General features: G+C 73.5%; 12 protein-coding genes. 5 read left to right on the top strand and 7 right to left on the bottom strand.

What is annotated here, in order from left to right; genetic code table 11:
* Window positions 1-55 precede the first annotated feature (55 nt).
* A complete protein-coding gene (locus ABKA17_RS15570; RefSeq protein ID WP_353692629.1) occupies window positions 56-3,793 on the bottom strand; it encodes an nSTAND1 domain-containing NTPase in 3,738 nt (1,245 codons plus the stop codon).
* Window positions 3,794-4,065: 272 nt separating this feature from the next.
* Here ABKA17_RS15570 and ABKA17_RS15565 point away from each other — a divergent pair, with 272 nt between their 5' ends.
* From ABKA17_RS15565 to ABKA17_RS15555, 3 genes are all read left to right on the top strand, one after another.
* Window positions 4,066-4,860, top strand: coding sequence for an NPP1 family protein (locus ABKA17_RS15565; RefSeq protein WP_353692628.1), 795 nt, complete (start codon window positions 4,066-4,068; stop codon window positions 4,858-4,860).
* A 79-nt stretch (window positions 4,861-4,939) separates the two neighbouring features.
* Window positions 4,940-5,197 (top strand): hypothetical protein, encoded by a 258-nt coding sequence (locus ABKA17_RS15560; protein ID WP_353692627.1) that lies wholly within the window; start codon window positions 4,940-4,942, stop codon window positions 5,195-5,197.
* 28 nt (window positions 5,198-5,225) lie between these two features.
* Complete coding sequence (locus ABKA17_RS15555) at window positions 5,226-6,467, top strand: amidohydrolase (protein WP_353692626.1); 1,242 nt, start codon at window positions 5,226-5,228, stop codon at window positions 6,465-6,467.
* Window positions 6,468-6,472: 5 nt separating this feature from the next.
* Here the strand turns inward: ABKA17_RS15555 and ABKA17_RS15550 are convergent, their stop codons facing one another.
* The 3 genes from ABKA17_RS15550 to ABKA17_RS15540 are packed head-to-tail and all read right to left on the bottom strand — an operon-like array spanning window position 6,473 to window position 10,801.
* Complete coding sequence (locus ABKA17_RS15550; protein WP_353692625.1) at window positions 6,473-7,882, bottom strand: extracellular solute-binding protein; 1,410 nt, start codon at window positions 7,880-7,882, stop codon at window positions 6,473-6,475.
* A complete protein-coding gene (locus ABKA17_RS15545; RefSeq protein WP_353692624.1) occupies window positions 7,882-10,449 on the bottom strand; it encodes a caspase family protein in 2,568 nt (855 codons plus the stop codon). The genes ABKA17_RS15550 and ABKA17_RS15545 overlap by 1 nt, the downstream gene beginning before the upstream one ends.
* A gap of 4 nt (window positions 10,450-10,453) precedes the next feature.
* Window positions 10,454-10,801: an effector-associated constant component EACC1 gene (locus ABKA17_RS15540; protein WP_353692623.1), complete on the bottom strand. Its 348-nt coding sequence runs from the start codon at window positions 10,799-10,801 to the stop codon at window positions 10,454-10,456.
* 214 nt (window positions 10,802-11,015) lie between these two features.
* Here ABKA17_RS15540 and ABKA17_RS15535 point away from each other — a divergent pair, with 214 nt between their 5' ends.
* Entirely contained in the window at window positions 11,016-12,986 is a 1,971-nt protein-coding gene (locus ABKA17_RS15535) for an Ig-like domain repeat protein (RefSeq protein WP_353692622.1), read from the top strand.
* A gap of 128 nt (window positions 12,987-13,114) precedes the next feature.
* Here ABKA17_RS15535 and ABKA17_RS15530 read toward each other — a convergent pair whose 3' ends face one another.
* Together ABKA17_RS15530 and ABKA17_RS15525 are read right to left on the bottom strand one after the other, a co-directional pair.
* Window positions 13,115-14,167, bottom strand: a complete 1,053-nt coding sequence (locus ABKA17_RS15530; protein ID WP_353692621.1) for a serine/threonine-protein kinase — start codon at window positions 14,165-14,167, stop codon at window positions 13,115-13,117.
* Window positions 14,168-14,236: 69 nt separating this feature from the next.
* Window positions 14,237-15,445, bottom strand: coding sequence for a PP2C family protein-serine/threonine phosphatase (locus ABKA17_RS15525; RefSeq protein WP_353692620.1), 1,209 nt, complete (start codon window positions 15,443-15,445; stop codon window positions 14,237-14,239).
* Between the two features lie 140 nt (window positions 15,446-15,585).
* On the opposite strand from ABKA17_RS15525, the gene ABKA17_RS15520 reads away from it, so the two are divergent.
* The gene (locus ABKA17_RS15520) at window positions 15,586-16,044 is read left to right on the top strand and encodes a hypothetical protein (protein WP_353692619.1); all 459 of its coding nucleotides are present in this window, start codon (window positions 15,586-15,588) and stop codon (window positions 16,042-16,044) included.
* A gap of 74 nt (window positions 16,045-16,118) precedes the next feature.
* On the opposite strand, the gene ABKA17_RS15515 is transcribed toward ABKA17_RS15520, so the two are convergent.
* A complete protein-coding gene (locus ABKA17_RS15515; protein ID WP_353692618.1) occupies window positions 16,119-16,673 on the bottom strand; it encodes an SH3 domain-containing protein in 555 nt (184 codons plus the stop codon).
* Window positions 16,674-16,720 lie beyond the last annotated feature (47 nt).

Below are 16,720 nucleotides of genomic sequence, written 5' to 3'. Positions count from 1 at the left end.
GAGTGATCTCACCTGAGCAACGGCCGTCTCCCGGCAAAGGTTCCATCCGGCCCCGTCAGTCCCGCCCGCAGACCTCCCGGTAGGGCACGTCCGGGATGCGGGTGCGCCACTGCGCCCGGCTCAGCCCGCCCCCGACCCGCGCGCACACCTCGCGGGCCGCCGTCCCGGGGTCGACGACATACCGCTGGAGCGGCACGTGCGCGCTCCCGGCGTACAGGGTCGTGCCGTCGGCGTCGAAGGCGAGCGAGTCGATCCGCTCGCCCGGGGTGGTCAGGGGGCCGCCGAGCGGCTGCTGGGTGGTCACGTCCCACAGCTGGAGGCTGCCCGCCTGGCCGGCGACCGCCAGCGTGCGGCCGTCGGGACTGACCGCGAGCGCGGTGACCGCCTCGGGGGTGTCGTCCCGGGGGGCAGGGAAGACGTTGCGCAGGACGCCGGCCCGGTGCCGTACGTCCCCGTCCCAGAGCGCGACCCGCCCGGTCTGGTCGCCGACCGCCAGCGAGGAGCCGTCGGCGCCGAAGGCGAGGGCGCCGATCTGGTCGCCCTGGACGAGGTTGCGCCCCTGCACCGAGCCGCCGGGCACCCGGGCCACGCGGTTGTCGCCGACCAGGAGCCGCCCGTCGGGCCGGACCGCCAGATGGCTGCTGGTCAGGCCGGTCACGACGGACACCCGGCGACCGCGGCCGGTGTCCCACACCTCGTCGCGCAGGTCACCGGAGAAGGACGAGCGGGCGGCGTACAGCGTCCGGCCGTCCGCATCCACCGCCAGCCCGATCACCGCCTCGGCCGAGTCCCCCGCCGCCAGATCCACCGCCGCCCGCACCCGCCCCGCGCGCACGTCCCACAGCGAGGTCCGCTGCGGCGCAGCCTCGTACCCGGGCGCCGAGACACCGTAGGCGAGCGTGCGGCCGCCCGGGCCGAACGCCATCAGCGGCATCGTGTACGACGGTGTCACCGGCCGCTTCGGATCACGGGAGACGGGGAACGGGGGTGCCGGCAGCGTGCGTACGACCTTGCCGTCGGCCGTGTCGTACAGCCGGAAGCGGTAGCTCGCGCCGACGCGTTCGGCCGTGGCCAGGGTGCGGCCGTCGGGGCTGAGCAGGACGCCGTCCCGGGCCCGCGCGCTCCAGTCGGAGGTCACCGCCGGGGCCACGTCCAGGGTGTGGACCGTGCCGCCCTCCAGGTACCGCAGGACGGGGTGGTGGGGGTCCCAGTACAGGCCCCGGTACAGGTGCTGGTTGTTGAGGGCGTGGCGGAAGACCGGGGCGCCGGGGGCGGACAGCCGCCAGACCTGGATCTCGGTGCCGTCGGCGGTCGCCAGGAAGTTCCCGTCCTCGCTGAACGCCGCGTACTGGACTCCGCGCGCGGTCAGGTCGGCCAGCTGCTTACCCGACCGCAGGTCCCACACCCGTACCCCGCTCCCGGTGACCAGGGCCAGCCGTCCGGAGCCGAGCACCGGCAGGGCCAGGTCGTCGGCGCAGACGTCCGTCGCCTCGCGCCAGTCGCCGGGCAGGGCGTGTCCGGCGCGTACGTCCCACACCTGGGGTGCCGCCGAGGCCGAGGGACAGACGACGGTCAGCGCGTCGGCGCCCGTGCCCCGGGCCGTGTCCGCCATCGCCCCGCCGGAGCGGAGGTCGAGGAGCGGGCGGCCGTCCGTGAGGGACCGCAGCCGCACCCGGCCCGCGCCGCTCACCAGATAGTCCGCGTCGGTGAGATCCACCGTGGCGTCGACCGTCTCCGGATGCCGTGCGTCGCCGGTCCAGCGGCCGGTCGCCGTGTCCCACAGCCGGGTGCCGTCGCCCGACGACAGCGCGAGCACCCGTCCGTCCGGGCTCGCCGCCGCCACCAGGTCGGCGGCGGGCAGCCGGCCCTCGGCGACCCGGCGGTGGCCGGCCACGTCCCAGCGGCGCCAGGTCCGGCCCTCGACGCTGACCAGGGTGCGGCCGGAGTCGGCGAGGAAACGGGCGGGGGTCTCGCCGGGGGCCGGGTCGGTGAAGGTGTCCCGTTCGGGCTGGGCGAGCGAGCCGAGCAGGGCGCGGCGGGTCTCGGGGAGCTGGTCGACGCGCCAGGCGGCGACCCCGAGCCGCTGCGCCAGGCGCGGGTCGGTGGTGCGCAGGGCTTCGGCGACGTCCGCGATCCGGCGGGCCGCGTCGGCGGTACGGCGGTCCTGGTTGTCGGTGTGCAGATGCCAGGCGGACAGGGCGGCGGCCAGCGCCACCACCAGCACCGCCGAGAGGCCGGCCAGCAGGGTGCGGGAGCGGCGGCTGGAGCGGGCGGCGGCCCGGCGTTCGCTCTCGCGGGCCTCGACGGCGGCGACGAGGAAGGAGCGCTCCGCGACGGTCAGGCCCCGGTCGGCCGCGAAACCGGGGAAGCACTCCTCGGCCCGTTGCAGCCGGCCGCCCCGGTACAGGTCGCCGGGGTCGCGGTCGTGCTCCAGCCAGGCGCGGGCCGCCTCGGTGAGGTGGCGGTGGTGGCGCAGCCGCTCGCGGTCCTCCTCGATCCAGCGGTGCAGGCGGGGCCAGCAGGTGATGAGTGCCTCGTGGGCGAATTCGACGCCGTCCTCGTCGGCGGTGAGCAGCCGGGCGCGGGTCAGCCGGTCCAGTACCTCCGGCACGGCCGGGTCGGCCCATTCGTCGAGTTCGGCGCGGGTGAGGGGGCGGCGGGTGTCGGGGGTGCCCTGGCCGGGCTCGACCATCCGCAGCAGCAGCCGGCGGGCGACGGCCCGCATCCCCGGGTCCAGTCGCCCGTAGACCTCCTCGGCGGTCGCCGCGATCGCGCCGCGCACCCCGCCGGCCGCCTCGTACGCGCCCAGGGTGAGCAGTCGGCCCTTGCGTCTTCGCCAGGTCTCCAGCAGGGCGTGCGAGAGCATCGGCAGACTGCCGGGCTGGTCGAGGACCTCCTCGACGATCCGCGCGGTCAGCTCCCGCTCCACCAGGTGCCCGGACGCCTGCGCCGGTTTGATCACCGCCTCGCGCAGCTCGTCCGCGGTCATCGGACCGAGCAGCAGCCCGGCCCCGTTCAGGGCGTCGGCCAGACCCCGGTGCTCGGAGCAGCGGGCGTAGAAGTCGGCCCGTACGGTGACCAGGACCTTGAGTCGGCTGCCGGGGTCCCGGGCGGCGAGGAGCAGGTCGATGAAGCGGGTCCGTTCGGCGCTGTCCCGACAGAGGGTGAAGGCCTCCTCGAACTGGTCGACGACCACCCAGCTCACCGGCTCGTCCGCGGCGGGGGTGAGCAGATGGCCGTAGCGCTCGGCGGGCCGTTCGCCCGGGGTGAGCACGCGTAGCACCGCGGGGTGCCGGCTGCGGGCGATCTCGTCGCGCAGCCGGGGGATCAGGCCGGCCCGCAGCAGTGAGGACTTGCCGCTGCCGGAGGCTCCGAAGAGGACCGCGAACCGGTGGTCGCACACCAGCCGGTTGAGCTCCTCGGCCATCCGGTCGCGGCCGAAGAAGAGGTGGTGGTCGTCGGGTTCGAAGCGGGCCAGGCCCCGGTACGGCGGCGGCACATCCGGGGCTTCCTCGCGCACCGCCCCGGACAGCTGTGCCTCGGCCTCCTTCCAGCGGGTCTCCCACTCGCCGGGGTCGCCGTCGCAGGCCCGGACGTATCCGCGCAGGACGTCGAGGGAGGGCAGCCGGGCCCCGGCCGCCGCCAGTGACAGCGTTGTCGGAGCGAACCCGGCCGTCTGCGCCATCGCGCGGTACGAGGGGTTGCCGGCGGTCCGGCGGAGCTCACGGAGCCCATGGGCGAGCCGCTGCACGGGACCGGCCTCGGGGTCCACGGGTCTTTCGGGTCGGCCCACGGGGCGCCCCCCATCTGTCCCACTGGTGGCTTTCGTGCAACTTGGTACGGGCCGTAAGTGACGTCAACGTAACGTCCTGACAAATGACTGCGCCAGGGGTTCGTGAAATTGCTCGCTCCGACGGAACGAGGGGCCGATCCAGGGATTGATTTCCCTGATCGCAGGGAGCTGACGAACAACTCCGCGGCTGTGAATGTCGGTGTGGCCCACCGACTCCCGGTGCGCCACACCCCCTTCCCGCGGAGCAGACCCCGGTCACTGGAGAACAGCACATGGCCCACGCCCTGAGAAACCGCAAGCTCGCCCGTCTGGGCAAGACCGCCGCCGTCGCGCTCGGCGCCACCGCCCTGGCCGTCAGCCTGGCCGGCAGCGCGAGCGCCGGTGTTCTGAACCCGCTGCCGTGGACCGGCAGCACGTTCCAGAACAAGTACATGCCGCGCTTCGACTACGACTCGGACAGCTGCTTCCCGGCTGCGGCCGTCGACGCGAACGGCAACGTCAACGGCGGTCTCAACCCGTCCGGCTCGCTCACCGGCGGATGCCGCACGAACCACCTCGGCAAGGCCAACACGTACGCGCAGTCCCTGTGCAAGAACGGCTGGTGCGCCTACGCGTACACGCTGTACTTCGAGAAGGACCAGTGCGACCCCACCAGCATCACCGAGTGCGGGCACCGCCACGACTGGGAGTCCGTGGTGGTCTTCCAGAAGCAGGGCGAGGAGAAGCCGCGCTATCTGGCCGCCTCCCGGCACGGCGGCTACAGCACCCACCCGATCAACGAGGTGCCGATGGACGGCAACCACGTCGAGATCGTCTACCACAAGGACGGCCCGAGCACCCACGCCTTCCGCTTCGCCAAGTGGGGCGAGAAGCCGGTGGCCTGGGGCAACGGCACCTGGGACACGCCCGCGCTGGTCAACTTCGCCGGCCTGAACAGCTCCCTCCAGGGCAAGCTGAACGGCGACTGGGGCAACGCCAACTTCCAGATCGGCAAGAACTTCATCAGCAACGTCAACAAGGCCCGGGACGCCGACAGCCGGGCCAAGGCCGCCATCCCCGCGTTCTGACGCACGGCCCCCGTACCGCGGCCGCCGACGCTCACTCCCCCCTTTGCGTCGGCGGCCGCTTCCATGCACCATGCGCCCCATGGAATCCGGCAAGCCCCTCCCCTTCGACGTCCCCCATGTGACGGTGCCGCTGTGGGAGGCGGACGCCCTGGTGCTGTTCGACTGGCTGACCGAGGTCGATCTGAACGCGGTGCCGATCACCCATCCCGCGCAGAAGCAGGCCCTCGCCGATCTGCTCGCCCGGCTGGAGTCCGACACCGAGAAGGACTTCATGAGCGCGACCGCCGAGGAGATCGCCGCCGCGCAGGCCGAAGTGGCCCGGAACATGGGGTGGTAGGAGTCGCCGGCGGCATACGCTGCCGTCCGTGACCTCTGCCGCCGCACGTACCGCGCTGGACCTCACCGCCGACCTCCCGGTCCCGGACCTGGAGGACCTCTACCGCGACCTGCACCGCCACCCCGAACTCTCCGGCCGCGAACACCGCACGGCCGCGCGGTTCGCCGAGCACCTGAGGAAGGCGGGGTACGACACCGCCGAGGGCATCGGCGGGACCGGGGTCACGGGCGTGCTGCGCAACGGGGAGGGGCCCGTCGTCCTGCTCCGCGCCGACATGGACGCACTGCCGGTCCAGGAGCTGACCGGACTGCCGTACGCCTCGGAGACGGCCGGTGTGATGCACGCCTGCGGGCACGATCTGCATGTGACCTGGCTGGCCGGGGCGGCCGCCGCGCTCGCCGCCGGGCGGGAGACCTGGTCCGGGACGCTGGTGGTGGTCGGGCAGCCCGCCGAGGAGACCGGCAGCGGGGCCGAGGCGATGGTCGCGGACGGGCTGTACGAGCGGGTGCCGCGCCCCGACGTGCTGCTCGGGCAGCACGCGGCGCCGGGGCCGGTGGGCCTGTATCCGCATGTGCCGGGGCTGATCCTGTCGGCGACGACCGACGTCGACATCGTCGTGCACGGGCGCGGCGGGCACGGGTCGCGGCCGGAGACGACCGTCGACCCGGTGGTGACGGCCGCGTATCTGGTCACCCGGTTGCAGACCGTCGTCAGCCGGGAGGTCGCGCCGCGCGAGTCGGCCGTGCTGACCGTCGGGCGGATCGAGGCGGGCACGGCGGCCAACATCATCCCCTCCACGGCCCGGATCTCCCTGAACCTGCGCACCCGGTCCGAGGCGGTACGGGACCGGATGGTCGCCGCGATCCGCCGGATCGCCGAGGGCGAGTGCCTGGCCGCCGGGTGCCCGCGCGAGCCGGAGGTGACGGTGGGCGGGTCGTTCCCGGTGACCGTGAACGACGCGGAGACCGACCGCCGGGTCGCCGAGGTGCACCGCGAGGTGTTCGGCGAGGGCACGGTCATCGACCCGGGCCCGGCGATGGGCAGCGAGGACTTCTCCCGGCTGGCCGCGGACGGACAGCCGTACAGCTTCTGGTTCGTGACGACCACGCCCGCGGCGACCTGGGACGCGGCGCCGGGCGGCGACGACCTGCTCGCGCGGCTCGACGCGCTGCCGAGCAACCACAGCCCGCACTTCGCGCCGGATCTGTCGGTGGTCGGACCCGGGGTGCGGACGCTGGTGTCGGCGGCGCTCGTCCACCTGGTCCGATAGCGCCCTCAGTCCGGCAACGCCTTCCTGAGCGCCGCGTCCAAGGAGGCCGCCAACTCCGCGTCCCCCGGCGGACTGTCGCCCAGCAGCGGGCCCAGCTGTGCCGTGAAGGTCTGGGTGAAGGCGCCGTAGAGCGGGGTGCGCGGGCGCTGGACCGCCTCCCGCAGGGCCGGGAGCAGGATGCCGCGGGCGTAGCGCGGGCGGCCCGCCCGGTCCCGGGGGATGGGGTCGGCGCGCTCGCCCGTGGGGGAGGCCGAGGGGGCCGTGGGCGGGAGCGGGCACCGCACGCTGTCGGTGGTGTAGGCGGAGACCCGGGTCGCCGCGAACCCCGCGTCCAGCAGACAGCGTTCGCTCTCCTCGCCGGTGAGGTACCTGATCAGCTCGGTCGCCTTCGCCGCCCGTTGCGAGCCCTGGGTCACCGCGAGGTTCTGGCCGCCGAGCACCGCCCGGCCGGGCAGCGGGGCGACGCCCAGCTGCTCCTCGGAGAAGGACTGGTGGAGGGTGCGGTAGGCGTACGGCCAGTGGCGCAGGAACGCGGTGCGGCCGTCGGCGAAGTCGCCCAGGGAGGCGGCCTCGTCGGAGTGCACGGCGTCCTGGAGGGTGTACGGGGACTCGGTGCGGCGGCGGAGTTCGGCGACGCCTGCCGTCAACTGGGCCAGGTCGGCGTCGTAGTGGCCGTCGGCGCCGGTGAAGTGGAAGCCCTCCGTCGCCGAGGCGAAGGCCTCGACCGCGTTGACCGTGCGGCCCTCGTAGGGGGCGAGCTGGGTGGTCCAGCCCTTCTCGTAGGCGCCCTGGGCCGGGTGCTCGTCGATCTCCTCGATCAGGTCCTCCAGCTGCCCCTGGTCGAGCCCGGCGCTCAGGTCCGTCTGCTGGACACCGGCCGCCTTCAGCAGGTCGCGGCGGTAGTAGAGGAGCCCCACGTCGCTGTTGAACGGCACCGAGTACACCTCGCCGTCCCAACGGGCCGTCTCCGCCACGGACTCGATGTGGTCGTCGGCGTCGAGCACGCTCCCGGGTAGCGGCCGGATCAGCCCCGCGGCGGCGAACTCCGGCACCCACGTCACATCGAGGTTGACGACGTCGTAGACCGCGCTGCCGGACTGGAGGGCGCCGAGCAGTTGACTGCGCTGCTCGTCGGCGCTGCCGGGGAGTTCCACGAGACGGGCCCGGTAACCGGAGTTCTTCTTCGCCTCCCGCTCGTTCCAGTCGTCGATGAGCTGCTGCCGGATGCCGTTCTGCCCGGTCACGTCCCGCCCCCCGGCGACCACGATGTCCCCGGCCACATCGGGCGAGGGCGCGGCGGGCGAACCGGAGCCGCCGGTGCAGGCGGTGACCAGGAGGAGGGCGGCGAGGAGCAGCCGCGGGGTGCCGGGGAGCCGATGCACGGGCGGGTCCGGGACGCCGTACCGGGGACTCATCAGCCCTCCCCCGTGCCCGTGCGGGCGACCTCGTCGGTCAGGGCCGCTCCGAGGTCGTCGTCGGCGTCCAGGCAGCGGCCGCCGCTCGCGGCGGAGACACGGGCCGCCGGTGTGTCGGGGTCGCAGCCGCCGCTCTTCAGGGAGACGGTGGCGACCGGCACCTTCGCGGCGCGGGCGCGGGTGAGGACGTCGTCCAGGTCGCCGCCGGTCAGCCGGTCGTCGTCCTCGCCGTCGGTGAGGTGGACGATGAGCTGGGGCCGGTCGTCGGCGGTGCCGCGGTCCGCCATCTCGTCGAGCGCGGCGAGCAGCGCGGCGTGCGGGTCGGCCTGGGCGTTGCGGACGCGGGCCCGGGTGTCGACGGCGCGTTCGGCCTCCTTGCGGGTGTGCGGACCGAGCGGGAGCACGGTCTCGTAGGGGCGCTCGCCGGAGGTCCCCGAGACTCCCCACACCCCGTACTCGTCCTTGCCGCCGAGCCCGTCCAGCGACTGCTTCAGCAGACCCGGGCCGCCGCTCGGGCCCTTCCACAGGCCGGCCATCGAGCCGGAGCTGTCGAGGAGGTAGAGGACCCGGCCGGGGCCGTGCGCGGCGCGGTACCGCTCCAGGGCATCGGTCATCCGGTCGCGGCCCACGGACTCGTCGAGCGGTTCCGGATCGGCCAGCACCCCGGTGGCGAGCGGCCGCCGGAGTTCCCCGTCCGTCGAGCGGAAGCCGTCCCCGGCGAACACCGCCCGTCCCTGTTCCCCGGTCAGCCACTCCCGGAAGTCCCCGGCGGCCCGGTCGCGCGCGGACTCGTCGCGGTCGGCACCCTGCCAGCGCACCCGGACGAAGACGGGCTGCACCCCGGGCACATCGCTCGGGTACTGGGCCGTGCGCGGGGTGCGGGTGGTGCGCTCGCAGCCGACGCCGCTGCTGAGCAGGAACTCCGGTACGAGGGCGGCGGTGCGGTTGTCCACGGCGTCGTCGTCGGGCAGCGCGCACAGCAGGTCGGCGGCGGTCGGGGCGGGCGGTCCGGGCTGGGCGACCTGCTGCTCGGCGCGGGCCGCGTCCGCGTCGGCGGTGTCGTACAGGCCGACCGTGGCGAGCAGGGCGGCGTCGGCGAACTCCGGGTCGGGACGGCGTACCGCGGCCGTCTCGTCCCGCACCCGCAGATGGGTGATCATCCGGGACAGCGGCAGCCCGACCCGGTCCCCGAGGGACTTCGCGGCGATCTGCTCCGGTACCGCGAGGACGACCGGCGAGTGCGCGAAGGGCTCGTCGTCCGGCTCGAGTTCGGCCACGGCGTCGGTGTCCTGGAGTTCGGCGACCCGGGCCGCGTCGGCGGGGGAGGCGGGGATCCACACGTCCGGCTGCGGGCCGACGTCCCGCTGCGGGTTGGACTCCTCGTCGCGCGGCTCCTGCCAGGCCACCGAGTCCTCGCCGAGCGCGGCGACCGTGTCGGCGGAGCCCGCGCTGTAGACGGTGATCCCGCTGCGCCGGCAGCCGTCGCCGGTGGTGTTGGCCGCCGAGGTGAGATACGCGTCGGCCGCCGCGGTGACCGTCGAAGCGAGGTCGGGGTCGGTCAGGACGCGCAGTTCCAGGGGCGGGGCGCAGGGCTCGGAGCCGGCGGTGAGGGCGACGATGCCGTAGGTGCCGAGGCCCACCGCGGCGACGGCGAGCAGCGCGGTGAGCCGGGTGGGGCCCATCGCCCGCAGCAGGCCCGGCACCCGGGAGCGGCGGAACCGGGCGGTGAGGGCGTCCGTCCAGGCGCCGAGGAGCGCGGCGAACGCGGCCAGGGGATGCCAGGGCGGCTCGGGCGGCGGGGGCGGTGGCGGCGGCTCGGGCGGTTTCGCGCCGGGCGCCGACAGCAGTACGTCCTCGTCCGGCTCGGCTCTGCTCTGCGGCTCCCACGGGTCGCCCCGCACGGTCTCGTGGGCGCCGGCCGCCATCCGGGCCCGTAACGCGTCCGACAGCTCCCGGAACCCCAGCTCGCCGCCCTCGTCCAGCAGTTGGACCAGCTCGCCGGTGAACGGCGTGGGGGTGCCCGGGTCGCCCGCGTCGACGCGATGGTTGGCCTGCACGCTCATCAGCAGCAGCACCCGGCGCTTGGCCTCGAACCGCTCCCACAGCCAGGCCGCGTTGCCGGCGAAGCAGCAGTCGAGGATCACCACCACCCGCTCGGCGGGGCTGCCCGCGAGGACCGTCAGCACGGTGGTGAACATCTCCGCGCCCGGGAACACCGCGTGCCGGCCCGGCACCACGCGCGCGTTGTGCATCTGGAGGAACAGCTCGTCGCCCGCGCTCGGGATCGCGCCGTGCCCGGCGAAGTACAGCAGCAGCAGACCCTCGGCCTCGCCCGCGGCGGTGTGCAGGGCCCGGTTGAACTCGTCCTGGGACGGCGAGCGGGAGACGGTGATGGCGTGCTCGTCGAACACCCGGCCGCGCGCCAGCGCGTCCCGCATCCGGTTCAGGTCGTGCTTGACGGCCGGCAGGTCACCGGGCACGCCGTGCGGCGGCTCGGTGAACTCGTACTCGGACACACCCACCAGCAGCGCCCGGTTCACCCGTCGGCGCGGGTCGAAGCGGGTCACCGGCCTACCTGTCGTCGTGGAGGTCCACGATGTCGACGCGGCCGGTGGGTGGATCGCCGTTCTCCACGCCCCGGCGGACGTCCCGCCACTCCTCCACGGAGCGTTTGACGTACTCCAGCAGCTCCTTGCAGAGCGCGGCCCCGGCGCCCCCGGCCATCGCCACCACGATGTCCATGCCGATTCCCATCGGGGCACCGGTCTCGTCGGTCCGCGGCCGCTCCAGGATCTGGAGCTCCCCGGCGCGCACCCGTTCGTCGAGGCGCTGCTCCCGCTCCAGCCACTTGCGCAGCGCGTCGATGTCGCTCTCGCTCGCGGTCCCGTCCAGCCGTATCCGGATGCCTTGGTCGGCCACTCCATCCCCCTCAGCCATAACTCACCATCATGTCACCGGGGTTGGGAACAGGGGAGGGTTCGGACCATACGGACGGGACCCCTGTGCCGACGTTGTCAGTGCCATGACTTACTCTTCGCTCACTCGCCACACGCGGAGCACAGACCCCACACAAAGGGGCCGGCCGCCGATGTGGCTCCCACTCACGTTTCGTTCCGGGGGGTTCGAGATCAGCGTGCGCAGACGCACCCTTACGACCGCCACCGCACTGGCGGTCCTCCTCAGCTCGGCGGCGCTCGCCGCCACGCCGGCCGCCGCCGACACCGCCAGGACCCTGCCGGTGAAGCAGACCGCCGACATCGCGGTGGACGGCGTCCACCAGCGGGTCTTCGTCAGCGACCCGGCCAACGGCAAGATCGTCGTGACGGACTACGCCGGTACCGTCGTCAAGCAGCTGACGGGCCTGCCGGGCGTGGTGGGCCTGGAGCTCTCCGCCGACTCCGGCACGCTCTACGCGGCCGTGCGGGACGCCGACGCGATCGTCGCCTTCGACACCGCCACCGACACCGAGTCCGCCCGCTACGCGGTCGGCGACAGCCCGCTGAGCGTCGCCGTGGCCGGCGGCAAGCTGTGGTTCGGCTACGGCGCCGCGGCCGAGGGCAACATCGGCTCCGTCGACTTCTCCGGCGAGCAGCCCGTGGTCACCCTCGCCCAGGAGGGCAACCTCTGGTACCTCGCCCCGATGCTGGACGCCGCGCCCGGCTCCAACACCCTGATCGCGGGCGCGATCGGACAGAGCCCGGTGGGCCTGGCCTCCTACGACGTCTCCTCGGGCGCCCCGGTGCGCACCGCGTACAGCACCGACGCCGGCAGCAACCTCGGGGACCTCCAGGTCACCCCGGACGGCCAGGACGTCATCGTGGCCAGCGGCGCGCCCTACCACCACCAGGTGTTCAAGACGTCCGACCTGACCGCGGACGGCTCCTACGCCAGCGACGCCTACCCGAACTCCGTGGCGATCGCCCCCGACGGCGCGGTCGCGGCGGGCATCTCCGGGGCGTACGAGCCGGACGTGTACGTCTACAAGCCGGGCGGCACCACCTCCGTGCGGGAGTACGACTTCCCGGACACCGACACCAGCGTCACCGGCGCCGACGAGCTCGCCGCCGCCGGCCTGGCCTGGGCGCCGGACGGCTCCCGGCTGTTCGCGGTGACGTCCAACTACTCCGGCGTGTACTCGCTGCGGGTCCTGGACGCCCCGACCAGGGCGGCCACCGCCGTCACGGTCACCGCCCCGACGACCGCGCCCCGCGCCCAGAAGCTCACCGTCAAGGGCAAGGTCACCTCCAAGGTCGCCCTCCCGGCGGGCGCCCAGCTGACCGTGACCCGCACCGACCTGGAGAACACCTCCGGCAAGGCGCTCGCCCCGGTGACCGTCAAGGCCGACGGCACGTACTCGTTCACCGACACCCCGACCGTCGGCGGCAAGGTCAAGTACACGGTGAAGTACGCCGGCGACGCCGACCACGCCTCCGGCACCGGCTCCGACACGGTCGACGTCTCCCGCGCCAAGACGACCCTGACGCTGAACAACAACGGCAAGGTCTACTCGTACGGCGCCGACGTGAAGTTCACCGCGCACCTCGGTACGACGTACAAGAACCGCAAGGTGGAGATCTGGGCCGACCCGTTCGGCTCGGACAAGGCCAACAAGCTGGTGAAGTCCGGCACGGTCAACTCCAGCGGCAACCTGTCCGTCACCCTCGACCTCAAGCGGGACGCCAAGATCACGGCGAAGTTCCTGGGCGACGCCCGGTACGCGCCGAGGACGGTGTCCAGCACGGTCGGCGCCAAGGTGAAGGTCTCGACGGCCGTCAGCCGGCACTACAAGACGAAGTACACGTGGGGCCACACCTACTACTACTTCAAGAAGACCAAGAACCCGCTGTTCACGACCACGATGACGGCGTACCCGAACCGCAAGCAGCGGATGGAGTTCGAGTTCTACTACGCCGGCAAGTGGTACGACCTCGGCTCGGAGTACTTCGGCATGACCTCCGCGGGCGTCTCCGCGGTGGAGCTCACCGGTGAGCACGAGACGGGCTACCGGATGCGCGTGCGGTCCTCGTACATCAACTCCTCGTCGGGCGACACCGTGAACTCGACGACGCACGGCTCGTGGAAGTACTTCATCTTCACCAGCTGAGCCGCAGCGCTCCGCTGGAAGTGCGGTGGACGGTTGTTGTTCGTCTGCGGCACCGTCGTGGGCTGGTCGCGCAGTTCCCCGCGCCCCTTCGGGCGCGGGCGAACCGCAGTGGACTTCACCCGGCCCGCTCAGAGCGTCTGCAACTGGCTGAGGTGCTTGTGCACATGGTCCAGGGCGCCCTCGCGGCGCCCTGGCACCCGGGCCCGCAAGTCGGCCAGGGCGGGACCGAGTTCGCGGGCCCGCGCCGGGTCGTCGATCCGTCCCCACTGGTGGTGGGCCCGGTCGACGGCCGCCTCAACCGCGGGCGCGTCCGGCGCCTGCCCGGCGGCCAGCCGGGTGGTCGCCACCGCCAGCCACGCCCGGCAACTGCGCGCCGGATCCCCCGCGAACATCGCCAGATCCGCCCGGACCTCGCTCCAGTGCAGGGCCTCCTCGGAGGCCGGCCCGTGCGCGCGTACGGCGGTCAGCTCGTGGTGGCCCGCGATGGAGTCGGCGTCCCCGTGCCGCCGGGCCGCGACGGCGGCCGAGATCAGCACGTGCGGGTCGCCCGCGCCGGGCCCCTGCGCGGTCAGCGCATACCCCACGCTCTCCTGCGGGAGGCGGCCGATCGCCTGCTGGTGCAACTGCTCCGGCGGCGGCCGGTGTCCACTGCGCAGGATCGTCGCCACGGCCTTCATGTACGCGGGCGCCGCCACCGTACGGCGGGCCGGCGGCGGCGCGATCCGGCCGTGGACCGCGTTGTTGCGGCCGGTGTCCAGGGGGTTGGCGCGCAGCCACTCCCAGGTCTCCTGATCGGCGTGCAGATCGAGGAGGAAGGTCGTCGCGCCGGTCGGGCGCAGCCGCAGCTCGTCCCTGAACCAGTGCCAGGGGAACGCGGTGTAGCGGACCGTGGCGGGCGTGGTGCGGGCCAGCGCGAGATGCGGCAGGTGCTGGCGGCGGTCCAACTGGAGCTGCCCGGTGACGAAGACGGTGAGCGGGCCGGGCGCCGCCGCGGCGGCACGCAGCCGGGTCAGGACCGCCTGCGGCTCCAACGGGTCGGCGAGCTCCACGACGTTGGCCGTCTCCGTGCCGGACAGGACGGCGGGCGGGACGGCGGCGAGGACGGGGAGCACGGAGGCCGCGTCGACCAAACACCCCTTGCCCGCCGGTGCGGCGGCGAGCAGCAGCACGGTTCCGGGCATCGGTCCCTCCCCATCCCCTGTCGATCACGTACGGCAGCACCGTAACCGCTGCGGCTGCAAAGGTGGACCTCAGGACTGCGAACGTCCCTTTCCTGCCGGTCCTTCCGGTCCCTCCGGTCCTGCCGTTCCCTCCGGGGTGCCCGCCGGGCGTCGTACCGCGAACACCGTCGTGTCGTCGGCCAGCCGTCCGCCGCAGTGCCGGAGCGTGCCGTCGCGGACGAAGGCGACCAGGCGACGGGGGTCGGCGAGGCGCGGGTCGGCGGCGACGGCGTCGGTGACCTCGGCGACGAGCGGGTAGAAGAGGTCCTCGGTGTTGCGGGCCTCGGTCACGCCGTCCGTGGTGAGCAGCAGCGTCTCGCCGGCGGCCAGGGGCACCCGCGTGACCGGCGGCGGGCCGTCGGCGGCGAGTTCGCCGAGGCCGAGCGGGAGTCCCTCGCCGGGCGGCAGATGCCGTACGCCCCCGGGGCCGACCGCCAGCGGGGGCTCGTGCCCGAAGACGATCACCTCGACCTCGCCGGTGTCCTCGTCGGGGAAGCCCAGCAGCACGGCGGTGGCGAACCGGTCCCCGTCCCGGCGGCCGAGGGCCTTGATGTGCTGCCGGTGCCGGAGCATCCGGATCTCCAGCCGGTCGGCGACCGTGGCGAGGTCCGCCTCGTGGTACCCGGCCTCGCGGAACGTGCCGAGCAGCGCGGCCGCCGCCTCCACCGCGGCGAGGCCCTTGCCCTGGACGTCGCCGACGAGGACGCGGGTGCCGTGCGGGCCCTGCTGGACGTCGTAGAAGTCCCCGCCGACCCGGGCCTCGACGTCGGAGGCGAGGTAGACCGCGGCGTGTTCGAGGCCGCCCCAGTCCGGCGGGAGGGGGCGCAGGACGGTACGGCGGGTGGTGTCGGCGATGTCCCGCATGTGCAGCATCCGGCGTTCGCCGCGCACCCGGACCGCGCAGGCGAGGACGGCGAGGGCACCGCCGACGCCGACCAGCACGAAGTCGGCCACGCCGCTCTGGTACCGGTCGGGGTAGGAGGTGTCGGCGAGGAGGTAGTTCACGAGCGCCAGCACGGCGAAGACCGTCGTGCCCCACACCCCGCAGATCGCGGCGGCGATACCCGGCACCAGCACGACCCAGGTGATCATCTGGAACTCGCCGGCCGTGTTGAAGTCGATCAGCGTGATGCCGACGAGCATCAACAGGGGCGGCACCCAGGCGACACTGCGGCCGCGGACGCGCAGCAGCTCGTGCCGGCGCAGGGGGTGCCCGCCGACCTCGTCGCCGCCCTTCATGGGGTTCAGCGAAACACGGGGCGCCGGGGGCCGCCATCCGGAGTCCCCGGCGGGCACAGAATGCGTCCCTCCGCCGACTTGCCAGGGGCCCCGCGCAGGTGTGCCCTGGAAGCCGGGGGCGAGGAGAGAGGAGTGCTCTCATGGCTCATGCGGCACCCACGCCCGGCGGAATCACCCGCGGTACACCCGGTACGACCCGCGGTACACCCGATGTCTTCAGCCCGCAGGTCCACAGGGCGGTCCGGTACGGGCTCCCCGTGGTCCTCGGTCTGGTCTACGGCTACTGGGCCGCGGCCAACCGGCGCGACGGCGGCGAGATCACCGGCTGGAACATCCTGTTCGGCTTCGTCACGGCGCTCGCGTTCATCGTGCTGTGCCTCGCGGTGGCGACGTTCGCGCCGCTGCTCAAGCGGGAGCTGCACTCGCTGACTAAGTCCGCGTTCGCGGGCGCGGCGATCGGCTTCCTGTACAGCCAGACCGGCCAGAGCGTGCTGCGGTCCACGGTCCTGGCGCTGGCGGTCACGGCGGGCGTCTTCGTGGTGTTCTTCTACCGCTACTACACGCACGAGGACGGCGAGGGAAACCCGCTGCCGAGGTGACGGCGGCGAAGGCGACCACGGCAAAGGGGCCCGGCAGCCACCCACAGGCCGCCGGGCCCCTTCGTCTCCCTCTCTCACCCACCGCCCGGGAGCCAGTCCCAGGCGTCCGCCGAGGACCCGGCCGCGCTCCAGCTCCACGAGCCGGAGACGCTCCAGGATCCGGACCCCGACGCGCTCCACGAGTCGTTCACATACGGGTCGTCCCAGTTGCTCCAGGAACCGTCCTTCCATTCCGGGCACGGATCGGAGCAGTTCGGCACCCCGCGTCCGCCGGTGTCGACGAAGGCGGCGCTGGCCCAGCCCTGGGCGCCGACGAGCCAGTACCAGTACGGGTTGCCGTTGACGCGCTGGCCCCGGACCACGCAGTCCACCCGGTCCTGACTCCAGGGTGAGAGCCGGTCGACGACGGGCGAGTGAGTGGTGGGCGCGACTCTCACGTTGAGGGCCGTACCGGAGACGATGGTGCCCCAGATCGGACCGCCGGATCCGCCGCCGTGTCCGCCACCATTTCCGTCGGCGTAGGTCGGCGGGGCAGCGGCTGCGGCCGAGGTACCCAACGAGGCGGCGACCAGAGTGCCGCCTGTGAGCAGAACCGCGGCCAGGGTCCGCAGGGCCGGAGTGGTGCGCATGAATTCGGCCTCCTTCTCCCCAGAACCAGGAAACACCCGTTCGGGTG

This window comes from Streptomyces sp. RG80, from assembly GCF_040446465.1.
In the GTDB taxonomy this organism is placed as follows: Bacteria; Actinomycetota; Actinomycetes; order Streptomycetales; family Streptomycetaceae; genus Streptomyces.
Note: the sequence above shows the minus strand (reverse complement) of the source record. Positions and strands in the feature narration are given on the sequence as shown.

Excerpts from the sequence above, each read along its gene's own strand:
- ABKA17_RS15565 (WP_353692628.1), top strand. The coding sequence starts at position 4,066 with ATGGCCCACGCCCTGAGAAACCGCAAGCTCGCCCGTCTGGGCAAGACC.
- ABKA17_RS15560 (WP_353692627.1), top strand. The coding sequence starts at position 4,940 with ATGGAATCCGGCAAGCCCCTCCCCTTCGACGTCCCCCATGTGACGGTG.
- ABKA17_RS15550 (WP_353692625.1), bottom strand. The coding sequence starts at position 7,882 with ATGAGTCCCCGGTACGGCGTCCCGGACCCGCCCGTGCATCGGCTCCCC.
- ABKA17_RS15530 (WP_353692621.1), bottom strand. The coding sequence starts at position 14,167 with ATGCCCGGAACCGTGCTGCTGCTCGCCGCCGCACCGGCGGGCAAGGGG.
- ABKA17_RS15525 (WP_353692620.1), bottom strand. The coding sequence starts at position 15,445 with ATGAAGGGCGGCGACGAGGTCGGCGGGCACCCCCTGCGCCGGCACGAG.
- ABKA17_RS15520 (WP_353692619.1), top strand. The coding sequence starts at position 15,586 with ATGGCTCATGCGGCACCCACGCCCGGCGGAATCACCCGCGGTACACCC.
- ABKA17_RS15515 (WP_353692618.1), bottom strand. The coding sequence starts at position 16,673 with ATGCGCACCACTCCGGCCCTGCGGACCCTGGCCGCGGTTCTGCTCACA.